This window comes from Pseudomonas sp. W15Feb34, assembly GCF_023127765.1.
GTDB lineage: Bacteria > Pseudomonadota > Gammaproteobacteria > Pseudomonadales > Pseudomonadaceae > Aquipseudomonas > Aquipseudomonas synxantha_A.
This window is the reverse complement of sequence record NZ_SPKN01000035.1, coordinates 130786-144234: the sequence shown is the minus strand read 5'-3', so window position 1 is coordinate 144234 and position 13449 is coordinate 130786. Positions and strand designations below refer to the sequence as shown.

Genomic DNA, 13449 nt, shown 5'->3' with positions numbered 1-13449 from the left:
GATTGGCCTCAGTTTAAGGCATGGAGGTGTCTACGAAACCCGGGGCGATTCAAGGACCCGTACCGGATCATCCTCGACAAGATACTTGCCGAAGCCCAAGTCAAATGTCGCACGGTCATAGAAACCCACAGCGCAGCGGCCGTTTGCTTCTTCGTTCAGCAAAACGTCGGTGTTGGCATTATCAATCCATTGACGGCCTTGAGTTTTGCCAGTCAGGGTGTGTGCTTGCGGCGGTTTTCGATTTCGATACCATTTTCCGTCAACCTCATCACACCGTTGTATCGGCCACAGACGTCAGTAGCAATGTCCTTCATTGATGAGATGAAGTTGAGCTCCGGTGAATTACGCCAACAGCTTCATACTTTGCTGGGGTAGCGATGATGTTCATGACAAGTCGTCCACATGTGGGAGGACAAGGATGGCCAACCAGAGCAACGGTCGATAACCGGCCCAGACAGTTGCCTCGACGACTCATGCTGGCGACTACATTGTTCGCTTTCAAAAAGCTGCGCCAATCGGAGCTGCTGTATATGCAAGCCGACTCTTTCGCCAGCGGTTGTGGCGATACCGCATGCGCCAGAGCATGAGTCGACGAGGAAACTGCTGGGATAACGCACCGATGGAGCGCGTATTTCGCAGCTTGAAAACAGAATGGATACCGACCGTGGGCTATCGAACTGCGCAGGAAGCAAAGCGCGATATCAGCCATTTTTTGATGCATTGGTACAACTGGATTCGGTCTTATCAATTCAACGATGGGTTGGCACCAGCGTAGGCCGAGGAAAAACTTAACGTCGCGTCCGGGATTAGTTGGCCACTACACACGTCGACGTTGACCAGGTAAGGCATGCATTGGAGATGATGCGGTAGCTGACTCCTACCGTCTCCTTTTCCTACAGCCCAATGAATTACCCTGCTTTGACAAGCTAATCCAACGCGACTAACTTTCATGGCGTGATGCGTTCATGCGCTCGCGCTACACAGCGTTTCTATGTCTCCACCACGTTTTTCGTGGCACCGGTGTGACTAACAGCTAGCAAATGACTGTTAATCATTGGGTCCCTGGTTCGAGTCCAGGTCGTGGAGCCATGTCTAGTCCTGAAATAGATTTACACCTGTTTCAGTCTCAAAACGCCCGATGCACCGCATCGGGCGTTTTGTATTTCAGGGACAGGTGTGGCCGTTCCCCGTTGTAGATCAGCACCGACTCATCCACCATTTTCACTGCGTCCGCCAGATTTTTAGGGCGATACAGCAGGAACTCGGTCTTCAAAATGCCGTTTATCCTCTCCGCCAGAGCATTCTGGTAGCAGTCATAGCCGTCGGTCATTGAGCATCTGATGCCATGACTAGCGTGCAAACGTTGATAACGTTCAGAGCAGTATTGGGCTCCGCGGTCTGAGTGATGGATCAGTGGCAGCGTGCTTCGGCGTTCACCAACTGCCTTTTCCATCGCCTTGACCACCGACTCGGTATGCAAGCTCTCATGCACATGATGGCCTACGATCTTGCGCGAGTAGGCGTCTGTCACCAGACTCACATAAACCACGCTTTCCTGTGTCGGCAGATAGGTTATGTCTGCAACCCAGACCTGCTCTGGCCTATTGGCCACAATCTGCTCCTGACCCGCTTTGAGCAGGTTAGGATGGCGGCGAAAGCGGTGATGGCTGTCTGTCGTTTTGTGGTAAGCCCGTTTGCGCACAACCAGCTCTCGAGCGTTGCGCAGGATGCTAAACAGGCGGTCTCTGCCGACCCGCACTGATGCGCCGACTTCGACGCTCATCAGGTAATGCAGCTTGCGCGTGCCTATCCGTGGCTGGCGGCGGCGCTTTTCAAGAACAAAGTCCATGACTTCTTGATCTTGACGAGCCCTCTCGTCGAAAGCCCGATTGCGTTGGTAATACGCTTGGCGCGAAATGCCCATGAACAGGCAAGCCCTGGTGACGCTCAGGCCTTGGATTTGCCCTTGCGAGAGGACTTGCCGGGTCGCTTTTTTACGATGGAAACACCGTAGTCATTCTTCAGAACATTCACGACGGCTTCGAAGAATTGCGCTTTCTGATTGCTTAGCGCCAGCTGTTCTTCGAGCTCTTTGATCCGCTGCTCGGGGGTCAGCGGGAGGGTTGGCTCGGTCATGGACCTGCTCCTCGGTTCTCGAATTGAGGCGCCTTGGCTCCAGTCCTGCCGGCCATGCTTGCGTAGCCAGACCAGTACCGTGGACCGGCCCTGAATGCCGTAGCGCCGTTGAGCCTCTTTATAACTCAACTCGCCCTTTTCGACCTGGTCTACGACCGATAATTTAAAGGCTAGCGTGTAGTCACGCTGGCTCCGCCTTTTGCCCGAATCCATTGACTCCTCCTGAATATAGGCCAGAAGGCGTAAACCTTATTCAGGACGGGACACCAGATAGATAAAAGCCTGCAGAGATGCAGGCTTTTTTATCTGGGATTTGGCCCGTCAACCCAAAGCGGGCCAGAAGAAATCAAAAACCTGGGCGTGCCTCAGTTAGCAGCGTTCTCACGAGCAGCAAGCTCCCGCCGCGGCAACCGCCCATTAAGCACGACGTACGCCACCAACCCAATCAGCAGCCCCCAAAACGCCCCGCCAATCCCGAACAACGTGATGTTGGCGGCCGCTGCCAAAAAGGTAATCAGCGAAGCCTCACGGGAGCTGGCATCGGCCATGGCGCCGGCCAGGCTGCCGCCGATAGTGCCGAGCAGGGCGAGCCCGGCCAGGGTGGTGATGAAGGTGGCCGGAAAGGCCATGAACAGCGCGGCGAGGGTCACGCCGAAGACCCCGACGAGGATGTAAAAGATGCCCGCCGCTATCCCAGCAATCCAGCGCTTGGAGGGCTCTTCGTGGGCTTGCTTTCCGGTGCAGATGGCGGCGGTGATCGCCGCGATATTGAACGCGTGCGAACCAAAGGGCGCCATAAGCAAGGAGCCCAGCCCGGTGATGGTCACGATAGCGTTGGCACTGGTGTTGAACCCATCGTTGCGCAGCACCAGCATGCCGGGCATGTACTGGCCGGTCAGGGTGATCAGAAACAGCGGCAGCGCGACGCTGAGCAAGGCGTTGAGCGAGAACTCAGGCCGAGTGAACACGGGCGCCGCCAGTTGCAGTTCCAGGCCCGACAAGTCGACCCGTCCCTGAGCCAGCAAGAAGGCCAGCCCCAACGCCAGAATACCCACAACCGCGTAGCGTGCGGTCAGGCGTTTGAGCACCAGGTAGGCAACAATCAGCAAGCCGACCAGCATAGGGTCAAGGCTCATGCCGCCGAAAGCACCTATGCCGAACTGCAACAGAATACCGGCGAGCAACCCGGCGGCCACGCCTGGCGGGATCAGCCGGATGACTTTTTCGAAATAGCCGGATAAGCCCAGCAGAACGAAGGCCGCGCCCGAGATCATGTAGGCGCCCACCGCTTCGGCATAGGGGGTAGTGGACAGGGCCACCACCAGAAAGGCTGCCGCCGGTGTCGACCAGGCGGTGATGACGGGGGTGCGGGAAACCCAACTGAGAAACAGCCCGGTAACTCCCACACCGATCGACACCGACCACACCCAGGATGCCGTCAACTCAGGGCTCAGCCCGGCGACCTTGGCGGCCTGGAATACCAGGATGAAGGTGCCGCCATAGTTGACGATGACCGAGATCAGGCCGGCCACAATCGGCGGGAGGAGGTCGCTGAGTCGAACAGATGAGTGGGATGTTGACGTAGGCATGGCGTTACGGTGCTCCTTGCTAATGGCGATGCGCAGAGTCTACGGATAAACTGGCCTGCTCATTCCGGCCAATTTATTAATACAGAGCAGACCGCATGGCGCACACCTTCGAGCTCGAAACACTGAAAATCCGGCTCAACGATGCCGAGTTTCAGCGGCTGGATCTGCATCAGCGGATCCAGCGCGCCCTGCGTGCATTGATTCTGGAGGGGGCCCTCGATGCTGGCCTGAAGCTGCCGGCGACCCGGGTGCTGGCCAAAACGCTCGGTGTTGCCCGCGACACGGTCGAGAACGCCTACGTGCATTTGCATCGCGATGGCTTCATTGTGCGGCGCGAAGGCTCGGGCAGTTATGTATCGGCGGCTGTGGGCGCAGAGTTACGCGGGGCTGCGCGCCGGCGCATGAAAACACAAGAAACCCAGCGCAGCGATGTGGCGCCAGGGTCGGGCTTGAGCCGGCGCGGCCGGATGATATTCGACACCGGTGGCGTGACCGATCAACAGGCGGTCAAGGCCTTTGCCACAGGGCTGCCGGAAACCCGTACCTTTCCTGTCGATATATGGGAACGCCTGCAACGCCAGGCCATGAAGGACTACCGGGGTAACGTCCTGTTGCATGGCGACCCGCAAGGCGCCGAGGCTTTGCGCAAGGCGATTGCCACCTACCTGAACCTCGAACGCGGTGCCAAATGCTCACCCAGCCAGGTTCTGATATTGAGCAGTACTCGCCAGGCCCTGTACCTGTGTGCCCAACTATTAGTGGACGCCGGCAAGCCCATCCTCCTGGAAAACCCCGGTTACTACGGTGCCAAGAAGGCTTTTGAAGCGGCCCAGACCCAGGTGGTGTCCATTGACGTCGATGCCGCGGGCATACGCACCGACCTGTTGCGGGCAGACCGCAGCGGTGCCAATTGCGTCTATGTGACGCCTTCGCATCAATACCCCACCGGCGCCACGTTAGCGCTGGAGCGCCGGTTGGAGCTGATCAACTGGGCGGCCGAGCAGGGCAAGTGGATCCTCGAGGACGACTATGACAGCGAGTTCCACTACGACGGGCCGCCGATTGCCTGCGTTCAGGGCCTGGACCCGTACCAGCGCACGATCTACCTCGGCACCTTCAGCAAAACGCTTTATCCCGGATTGCGGATGGGCTACATGGTGCTGCCTGCCGAACTGGTCAACGCCTTCACCTATGCACGAAGTATCATGGACGGTCACACGCCACAGATCCTCCAACTGACGCTGGCGCGCTTCATGGAGGGCGGCCACTACCACGCCCATGTCCGAGCCATGCGCAAACTTTACGCCGCGCGCCGTGCCGTCATGCTCACCGCCATCGGCAAACACTTGAAGGGAATTGCCACAGCCTTGTGCCCCCATGGCGGGCTGCAGATGCCCTGCCTTTTGGCCGATGGCTGGTCGGAGGCAAACACCATCCGCCAAGCTGCCAGCGCAGGCGTGCAGTTGCCCGGCCTCAGTCGGCTGTATGCCGGCGAGGAGAAGAAACAAGGTTGGCTGTTGGGGTATTCATCCTTGACCGCCCATGAAATCGAAACAGCCATGCGGCGGCTGGCCAGAGCAATAGGCTCGTAGGAGCGAGCTTGCTCGCGAAAAACGCACAGGCGCCGCGTTCATTCAGGAAGCACGCGTTATCGTTGACGTTTTTCGCGAGCAAGCTCGCTCCTACAGAGTTCATTGAGCGGCATGACGTATCTAAAGCCTGCTCGGAGTTTGAACCGCAGGCAGGATGTAGTCGAACCATTGCGCAAGGTTCGAGCCTGATAGCCGCTGCAGCTCATCGACATCCATCAACTCATCCTCACCGGCGTTGTAGCACTGGTCACCGCTGCGCCTGTCATCGGGATAGACCATAAAACCACCGCGCCCGTCAGGGCAGTCGGGCAGATACACCGAGGACAGGTCGCGTTGCTCATCGAGGTGCGCATTCAAGCGCGCGATATAGATACCCATCGAAACGGCCACACCAATAACCAGCACCACGCAGGCGACCAACTGGCTGGCATAACTGGCGCCTATCTCATCACGACGCACGGGCGACATCACACGACCCTGTCTGCTCAACATTCTGGCCAACCAGAAACCAACCATTGCCTCCCATGCGTACCAACTGCGTTTGCTGTGGAAGGATGCCCACCATCAGCGCGAGGAAAATCACGGCTAACAGCACCCCTTTGATCATCGAATACAGGTTCATGACGGTGACGAGCTCTGGATAAGAAGAGCCTTAGCCTAAGCCGCACGGGGTTAACGTCAGGTAAACATCACGGGAAACCGCCCGACTTCCGCTATCCTTCACACCGCTGCGCACTGCCTGCCCGAGGGGTTTTTTCCGTGCATATTCATCTGCTGTTGGTCGAGGACAACCTGGACCTGGCCACCACCGTCATCGAGTACCTGGAGATCAGCGGCATCGTCTGCGATCACGCCAGCAATGGCCAGGCCGGGCTCAACTTGGCGCTCAAGCAACATTACGACGTCATTGTGCTGGACATCATGCTGCCGCGCCTGGACGGCCAGCAGGTGTGCGCACGGTTGCGCCAGCAAGGCATCCAGACCCCCATCCTGATGTTGACCTCGCTGGATGCGTTGCCGGACAAGCTCGCCAGTTTTGCTGCGGGAGCCGACGACTATCTGGTCAAGCCGTTCGAGCTCGCCGAACTGGTGGCGCGGATTCGAGCCTTGAGCCTGCGGCGCAGCGGCCAGACCAGCCGTCTGCAAGTGGACGACCTGGTTATGGAGCTGACCACCCGCAAAGTCAGCCGGGCAGGGCAGGAGCTGCATCTTTCACCCATCTGCTGGGCCTTGCTGGAGCACTTGATGCGCGCCAGCCCCGAGCCAGTTCCCCGGGAGCGTCTGGAAAGCAAAATCTGGGGCGATGAGCCGCCCGACAGCAATACCCTCAAAGTGCATATGCATCGGCTGCGCAAGGCGGTAGACAAACCGTTTGGCCGGCCATTGATCCACACTCTGGCGGGTGTTGGCATTCAGGTAAAACCCCATGCGTAATGGCCTGAGCTTGAAGTGGGTGATCAGTGGCAGCTTCCTGTTACTGATTGCCGTGGTGCTGGTGATCTACAGCAAGCTGCTGCCTGAATTTACCGTGCGCGGCCTGTTCTACACCGCCAGCGCGATGATGGAGGAGGAGGCCCAATATTTTGTCAGGCACTACAAGCAAAATCCGGCCACGCCGACGCCGCACAATTACTTCTATACCAGTGTCATCGGCAAGGAGGCGTTGCCGCAGGATGTGCGCGAGTTGCTGAATGCACCGCCAAACCTGTCTTTCGGCGCGGTGAATATCTTCGGCGATCTCTACTCTGATGACGACGACGCGCCGTTCCATATAATCCTCGAACAGCCTCTGGGCGACGGCAAAACCCTCTACATGTATGACATCGACCACGATAAGGAAGTAGGGGGTGAGGTCGAGACGCCATTGTCCGACGCCTACTTTGACCAGGTACTGGAAAGCGTCCAGCTCATCAGCCTGGCAGTATTCGTGCCGGCGCTGATCATCATCGCGCTGTTGGTGTGGTGGTTGGTGCGTCCGCTGGGACGCCTGATCCAATGGTCCAGTACCTTGAACAATTCTGACGCCCTGGCCAGCGAGCGGCCGGGCTTCAACTTCAAGGAGTTCAATCGGCTGGCCGACGCACTGGCCGATAGTGTTGAACAAGTGCAGGCCGCCAGCCAGCGAGAAGGCCGCCTGTTGCGCTACACCAGCCATGAACTGCGCACGCCCCTGGCGGTGCTCAAGGCCACAATCGAACTGTTGGCCCTGCAGTCGGGCGGTGCCCTGCCACCCTCGTTGCAGCGCATAGAACGCTCGGTGATGAACATGCAGCTGATCGCCGAGACATTGCTGTGGATGAGCCGCGAGCGTCCCGAGCCACTGCCGGAAGAAGACGTTGACCTGAGCGAACTGGTGGGCGACCTGATTGAAAAACACCGCTACCTGATCGGTAACCGGGATATTGAGTTGAGCATCGACATCCACGACGGACCTTGCCGATTGCCTCCGACCGCCTGCCGCATCGTGATCGGCAACTTCCTGCGCAATGCCCTGCAATATGCTGAAGAAGGCACCGTAGAAATCAGCTTCAAATACCCCCGGCTGATGATCGCCAATCACATCAGGGAGACGGGGCCGCAGCAGGAGTCGGATGATTTTGGCTATGGTCTTGGGCTGCAGTTGATGCGGCAGTTATGCGCAAAACTGGGCTGGCAGATTGAGGTGATTCGTGAGCAACAGCGGTTTACGGTCATTCTTGATGTTGCGAAGTTGCGGGCTGGCGAGTTGTAAGATAGAGGCTGACTGCGCTCTGCTTGCGCTTGATCAGATAACGGGGATATCGGATGCGGCAGCATTTAAAGGACGTACACAACCAGCAAGTTACTGCCTGGCCTGACGATGTAGGTGGTCGCTGATTGCAAAAACCAAAAAAGCTAGGTTGATGCTATGGGCTCTGTTCATGGGCTGACATGATTCTTTCAAGAGTGTCTGGTACGCCGAAACAAATCTGATACCGACCGTTTGTGATGAAAGAAATGCACGATCAGATAGGCTGTAGAAACGTGAATCAATGCCACTGCTGTACTTCGCAACAACGCCTCTATTAATAGCATTTGTTGGTTGAAATACAGAAATAGAGAGTTCACCACGAGAATCAACGCACCCATTGCGATGACGAGACGATAGTTGCCTGCTACAAAAGCGGGCAGCAACACTGAAGCGCCTATGAATCCCCAAAGACCACTAAGAATGACTAATCCATCTACATACATGTTATCGCTCCTCCCGAGTAAGACGTCTTTATCGATTTCTGTTGCGATGTCAGCTATTACCTCATACGGCACGACGTTGTAATCCACGATTCCCACGCGCCAGTGCATAACCACTGACACGCAAGAAGGGCGAGGGCGTTACAACGTCTGCACAATGACCTGGCTTTTCAAATCGTTGACCATGTCTTCAATCGCCGGCTGCATGGCCGCAAAATCTTCCGGGGTGCAGAGAATCTCTGGCTTGCTAAACACATATTGGCGCGTGATCAGCACCGTATTGGCCTTCTTCACATAGGTCGAGCGATAGTCGAAGCCTGCCTGTTTCACCGACACAGCCTTGGGCACCGCGAGGATCTTCACCTTGGCCGGGAACTCCAGGCGCGCTACCTCTGTGATCTCACTTGAGAGGCAAGTGAAGGCCTGAGTACGTTCCTTTTCGACGATCAAGGAAAACACGCTCTGGCCAATACCGCCGGCCAGGCTGGAGAGGGTAGGCACTCCGGTCGGGCCAGGCAGGTTCACCAGGTTGCTGGTGTGGCCTTTAATCGCGAATTTGAAGGTATTGGCAGTGCCGTCCAAGGCGTCAGTTTCGATCAACCCGCTGCCGGATTGCCCATACATGCTCAGAATCTGCTGCACCAACTGATTACGGTCGGCCGGCTGCATGGCCTTGAGCATGAAGCGGTTAAACTCCGCGCCCCAACCGTCGATGGTGGAGTCATTGGTAAAGTCTGCAGCGCCTTTGGCGTTGACCTTGAACGCGATGGTTGTGTTCACTTTGCCAGGCTGGCCGGACGGCGTTTGTGTACGTTCACCGGTCTGTGTCAGCAACACCGGTTTGCCGAGTTCGGGCAGAGGCAGGTAGCCAGCGGCGATGGGCGTTGCGGTGGAGTCCAGGTACAGATCGAGGCTGGGTACATAAGTGATCACATGGTTGAGCACGCCCAGGGTCGGTACCTTGGGCAGTACGTAGGCGTTGTCGGCGTTGATCAGGGCGGGCGAGCTTTCAATGGCGACGGCTTTGAGCAGCGCTTCAAGCAGGGCCACATGGTCCTTGCAGTCGCCATAGCGGTTATCCAGCACCGCTTGCGCTGAATGCGGCACCACGCCACCCGCTCCGACGTACACGGCCACATAGCGGATGTTCTTGCGTACCCAATCACTCAGCACCAGGGCCTTGCTGCGTGGGCTGTCGAGGTTGGCGGTGAGTTCCTTGGCCAGTTGGGTCATGGCCGGGGTCACTTCTACCTGTGCGCGTGCGGCGTAGGCTTGGGCAAACTGTTTGTAGTCGGTGAACGTCGATACGGCCAGCAGTTGCCCGTAGTCGGTGTAGGCAACGGAGCCTTCTTCCACGCGGTTCTTCTTGGTTTGTTCCAAGTCCCAGCGGTACACCGTTCGCCCGTTGGCGTTGGCTGGCGTGGACGCCTTGAAACCCCGTGAGTCGGCGTACAGCTTCATTTCGGCGGGCATGTCGTAGCTCAGGCGCACCTGTTCATTCTGGTAGAAATCCGGCGAGAAAAGGTCCTCGAACTGCCCTGGAAACAACGGCGTATTGCGATGGCGCTGGTACCGCAGCACCATCCGATCGCCCACTTGCAGCTCCGGGAAGATCACCACCTTGACCCGCGAGTCCTGGAACATCGGCGCCTGGGCAGACTCAAGCTCCTGCTGCTCCTTGATCCGGTCGGGTGTTACCACGACTTTGCGGCCATCGGGTTTGAGGGTGTAGGCCTCGACGATATCCAGGGTTTCGAGGGTGCGATTGTAGGTGACCGAGCGCTGGGCGTTGGAGGTGATCGCGCGCTCTTCATTGATCCGCATAACCCGTTCGACATCCAGTACAAAGCTGCCGTCGGCATTCACGACGTAGGACTGAATATTTTTTTCGTGGGTCAGGGAAAGGTCGGTGTAATCGGCACGGGCTTGCGTCGTCAACAGCGCGCAGACCATGACTGCCAGCACACTGAACAGGCGTAACGCAGAGAACGGGAGGCTTTGCATAGAGATCCTTCTGAGCTAGGGGCGCGCCGTTTCACCGGGGCGTATGTTCCTGAATATGCCGATGGACAGGACTCGCAAGCGCTTCGCCTACTCAATTGGCTGACGTTCAGGGGTTATGAAGATTTTTTCAGGTTTCTCTCGCACGCTATGGGGGCCGAGATTTTCCTTTGAGTAAGACGTTTTCGAATGATTTTATTTAGCCCTGATTAATCAAAAAGTTAAACGCCTCGATTATGGTCATGGAGCGCAGGCGTGTTTTTTTGACGGGTCGATGATTTTTTTCCATTCGTTTTATTCCAAACAGGTCTTTTACCGAAAAATCAGGCCCATGCTTTATTGGTCCAAGCGGGCGGCGGCCTTGGGCAATGCGGTCTTCTAAGCGGCAATCAAGCAACCATTGTTTGAGTTAGCGGTGCCTTCAAAAGGATCAACCCATGGCATTCACCACTCTGATACTCGACGCGCCCGGTCCGCCGCTGCTCTATGAGGAAATCGATCGATTCCTTGAACTGGGCTTGGCGGTCGTCCTTAACCTGTATTACTTCACCGATAAACACAGCATCCAGCAGCACTACGGCGCACGCATCGGGTATGCCGATATCAACGGCCACGACGAGCGGGGTTTTATCGCAGCGGTGGATCAGGCTGGGGGTTACAGCGTGTTCAAGACGCGCTTGAACATCCCGCTGGGCGGCGAACTGATTCGCGCCGCCAGCTCACCCGGGTTGCCCACACCGCTGCGCGCCATCGCCCAGGCCGGGACCGGTCTCAACCATATCGACCGACAGGCGTGCGAGCAGGCGGGAGTGACGGTTCTGCATACGCCGGGTTCCAACGCGACTGCTGTCGCTGAATACGTGTTGGCCCAGGCGTTGTTTCTGTCTCGGGATCTGGACCACTACAACGCGCAAACCCACCAAGGCCACTGGTCAAAAGGCACCTTGGCGCCTGCTGCTGAATACGCCGAACTCACCCTCGGGCTGGTGGGCACCGGCAGCATTGCCCAGCAGGTGGCGTGCAAAGCCAGCGCCTTGGGGATGAAGGTGATTGCCACCGGGTCCGAGCGCTTTACCGAGCAGGAGGCGCGCCGCCTCGGGCTGCAACGCAGGCAAACCCTGGAACAGTTGCTGGATGAGGCCAATATCGTTTCGATCCATGTGCCGTTCACCCCGCAGACTCGCGGCTTATTCGGCAGCGCCGAGTTCAAGCGGATGCGCCAGGGTTCGATACTGATCAATACCGCTCGCGGTGGCATCGTCGACGAGCAGCAACTGGCCGCCTTCATGATCCGGTTTCCCCGGCATATCAAGGCGGTCGCCATTGACACCTTCGCCCTGGAAAAAGACCGTTTCAGCTCGCCGTTGGCGGGCATTGCCGGTGCGCAATTGACGCCGCATATCGCCGGCAATACCTCCACCGCAATCCGCACCGCTTCGCAGCGCATCGTCGACCACATCCACGCGTTCAGTCACGCCTTGCAGATGCCGTGTCGCTGATACCGCCTGTGCCGGCTGAGGGGCTAAGCGAGCTTCACATTCATGGTGATGTGGGCAGTGAAGACCTTGACGCCGCCCGCATCGAAGATCTCTACCGGCACGATCTTGTCGCCCGCGGTCTGCCAATCGATAGCGCTGCCATCGGCGACGGCGCGGATATCGGTTTTCGCCTTGGCCAGGTATTCCACGCTCATGCCCTTGGGAATCCAGCGTGCGCCAGCGGGGATCGACGCATCGGTCATCATGCCGCCGGCCAGTTCGGCGGCGTTGCACAGCGCAATGGCATGCACCGAAGCCAGGTGGTTGGTGATTTCCTTGCGAAACGGCACGGTGACCACTGCATGGTTGGGCTTGAGTTCCGCGATCTCGGGAGTGATGGTGCTGAAGTAGGGTGCCATCTGGCACGCCAGGTTGCTGAATGCGGCAGGACCTACGCTATTGAACATGCTCAGTGCTTGGCTCATACGAATATCCTCAAGGTTTAATTGCGGAATAATATTCCGTAACAGAACAATATTCTGTAGATTCCGTGCCTGTCAACCCGAGCTTTCTCTGGCGGTCGCTCAGCCTATAAACTGTTTTGATTTGGCGTTCCCCCCCATGCACTCCATCGATCTCATCGAGCGCACCTTCCCCGGCAGGCGCAGCGACCTCAAGCGCACCATCCTGCGTGAGGCGTTGGCCTGTTTTAACGAGGCAGGCATCGAGGCGACCAACATCGAGACCATCCGTGCGCGCTGCGACACCAGCGTGGGCGCTATCTATCACCACTTCGGCAACAAGGAAGGGCTGGTCGCCGCGCTGTTCTTTGCTGCGCTGGAAGACCAGGCCAGCCTGCGTGACCACTACCTGCAAGCGGCGGATACGGCCCACGCCGGTGTGGTCGGCCTGGTGTACAGCTACGTTGAATGGGTCACCGCCCAGCCGGACTGGGCGCGGTTTGTTTTCCAAAGCCGTTTTGCCGTGTCCAACGGCCCGTTCAAGGACGAGTTGATTGCGCGCAACAAGCAGCGCAACCAGCAGTTGAAGGAGTGGATGGGCGGGGAAGGGCGCAAGGAACACTTCAGCCATTTGCCCGCAGAACTTATCCCTTCGTTGATCATTGGCGCGGCGGAAAGCTACTCCCGTGCGTGGCTGTCGGCGAAGGTCAAAAAGAGCCCCTTTGAGTACCGTGAGCTGCTGGCTGAAGCGGCGTGGAGCTCGATCAGCCAGCGTTAGTCATTCCTCCTCATCCCCCTGTGGGAGCTGTCGAGCTTTGGCGAGGCTGCGATAGCGATGGTTCAGGCTATGAAGGGTTAACTGTGCCGCCGCCTTCGCAGCCTCGCTGGGGCTCGACAGCTCCCACATTAGGGCGGTGCTGTTGTCGGGAGTTGTGTTTGTCGCAATGGCCCTGCCAATCGAGATCAACCCAGCACCGCTAAT

General features: G+C 57.8%; 14 protein-coding genes and 1 pseudogene. 7 read left to right on the top strand and 8 right to left on the bottom strand.

Annotation, left to right across the window (positions count from 1 at the left end):
- Together E4O97_RS17560 and E4O97_RS17555 are read left to right on the top strand one after the other, a co-directional pair.
- On the top strand, nucleotides 1-375 hold a 375-nt coding region (locus tag E4O97_RS17560), incomplete at its 5' end, for a LysR substrate-binding domain-containing protein (RefSeq protein ID WP_248161824.1).
- 160 nt (nucleotides 376-535) lie between these two features.
- Nucleotides 536-775: pseudogene (locus tag E4O97_RS17555) on the top strand (integrase core domain-containing protein); the annotation flags it as partial.
- 351 nt (nucleotides 776-1126) lie between these two features.
- On the opposite strand, the gene E4O97_RS17550 reads toward E4O97_RS17555, so the two are convergent.
- Nucleotides 1127-2349 (bottom strand): IS3 family transposase gene (locus E4O97_RS17550; protein WP_187432757.1). Its coding sequence is split into 2 segments (ribosomal slippage): nucleotides 1127-1998 and nucleotides 1998-2349, totalling 1224 coding nucleotides; the frame shifts between segments, so codons are not numbered across the junction.
- Between the two features lie 152 nt (nucleotides 2350-2501).
- Nucleotides 2502-3725, bottom strand: coding sequence for a benzoate/H(+) symporter BenE family transporter (locus tag E4O97_RS17545; RefSeq protein WP_248132484.1), 1224 nt, complete (start codon nucleotides 3723-3725; stop codon nucleotides 2502-2504).
- A gap of 95 nt (nucleotides 3726-3820) precedes the next feature.
- Here E4O97_RS17545 and E4O97_RS17540 point away from each other — a divergent pair, with 95 nt between their 5' ends.
- The gene (locus E4O97_RS17540; protein WP_248161823.1) at nucleotides 3821-5317 is read left to right on the top strand and encodes a PLP-dependent aminotransferase family protein; all 1497 of its coding nucleotides are present in this window, start codon (nucleotides 3821-3823) and stop codon (nucleotides 5315-5317) included.
- A 120-nt stretch (nucleotides 5318-5437) separates the two neighbouring features.
- Here E4O97_RS17540 and E4O97_RS17535 read toward each other — a convergent pair whose 3' ends face one another.
- Together E4O97_RS17535 and E4O97_RS17530 are read right to left on the bottom strand one after the other, a co-directional pair.
- Nucleotides 5438-5785, bottom strand: coding sequence for a hypothetical protein (locus E4O97_RS17535; protein WP_248132488.1), 348 nt, complete (start codon nucleotides 5783-5785; stop codon nucleotides 5438-5440).
- Entirely contained in the window at nucleotides 5766-5939 is a 174-nt protein-coding gene (locus tag E4O97_RS17530) for a hypothetical protein (protein ID WP_164692209.1), read from the bottom strand. Before E4O97_RS17530 ends, E4O97_RS17535 begins: the two co-directional genes overlap by 20 nt.
- 137 nt (nucleotides 5940-6076) lie before the next feature.
- Between E4O97_RS17530 and E4O97_RS17525 the strand changes: the two genes are divergently transcribed.
- The gene (locus tag E4O97_RS17525; RefSeq protein ID WP_248132490.1) at nucleotides 6077-6751 is read left to right on the top strand and encodes a response regulator transcription factor; all 675 of its coding nucleotides are present in this window, start codon (nucleotides 6077-6079) and stop codon (nucleotides 6749-6751) included.
- Nucleotides 6744-8048 carry a HAMP domain-containing sensor histidine kinase gene (locus E4O97_RS17520; RefSeq protein ID WP_248132492.1) on the top strand — a complete coding sequence of 435 codons (1305 nt, stop codon included), beginning with the start codon at nucleotides 6744-6746 and terminating at the stop codon, nucleotides 8046-8048. Before E4O97_RS17525 ends, E4O97_RS17520 begins: the two co-directional genes overlap by 8 nt.
- Nucleotides 8049-8236: 188 nt before the next feature.
- Here the strand turns inward: E4O97_RS17520 and E4O97_RS17515 are convergent, their stop codons facing one another.
- A complete protein-coding gene (locus tag E4O97_RS17515; protein WP_248132494.1) occupies nucleotides 8237-8617 on the bottom strand; it encodes a hypothetical protein in 381 nt (126 codons plus the stop codon).
- 51 nt (nucleotides 8618-8668) lie between these two features.
- On the bottom strand, nucleotides 8669-10531 hold the full coding sequence (locus E4O97_RS17510) for a DUF3857 and transglutaminase domain-containing protein (protein ID WP_216091853.1): 1863 nt from the start codon (nucleotides 10529-10531) through the stop codon (nucleotides 8669-8671).
- Between the two features lie 434 nt (nucleotides 10532-10965).
- Here E4O97_RS17510 and E4O97_RS17505 point away from each other — a divergent pair, with 434 nt between their 5' ends.
- The gene (locus tag E4O97_RS17505) at nucleotides 10966-12027 is read left to right on the top strand and encodes an NAD(P)-dependent oxidoreductase (RefSeq protein ID WP_216091852.1); all 1062 of its coding nucleotides are present in this window, start codon (nucleotides 10966-10968) and stop codon (nucleotides 12025-12027) included.
- Nucleotides 12028-12050: 23 nt separating this feature from the next.
- On the opposite strand, the gene E4O97_RS17500 is transcribed toward E4O97_RS17505, so the two are convergent.
- Nucleotides 12051-12491, bottom strand: a complete 441-nt coding sequence (locus E4O97_RS17500) for a hotdog fold domain-containing protein (protein WP_005789870.1) — start codon at nucleotides 12489-12491, stop codon at nucleotides 12051-12053.
- A 136-nt stretch (nucleotides 12492-12627) separates the two neighbouring features.
- Between E4O97_RS17500 and E4O97_RS17495 the strand changes: the two genes are divergently transcribed.
- Nucleotides 12628-13245 (top strand): TetR/AcrR family transcriptional regulator, encoded by a 618-nt coding sequence (locus E4O97_RS17495; protein ID WP_005789869.1) that lies wholly within the window; start codon nucleotides 12628-12630, stop codon nucleotides 13243-13245.
- Here the strand turns inward: E4O97_RS17495 and E4O97_RS17490 are convergent.
- Nucleotides 13246-13449: hypothetical protein (locus tag E4O97_RS17490; RefSeq protein WP_248161822.1), on the bottom strand; the 204-nt coding region annotated here is incomplete at its 5' end.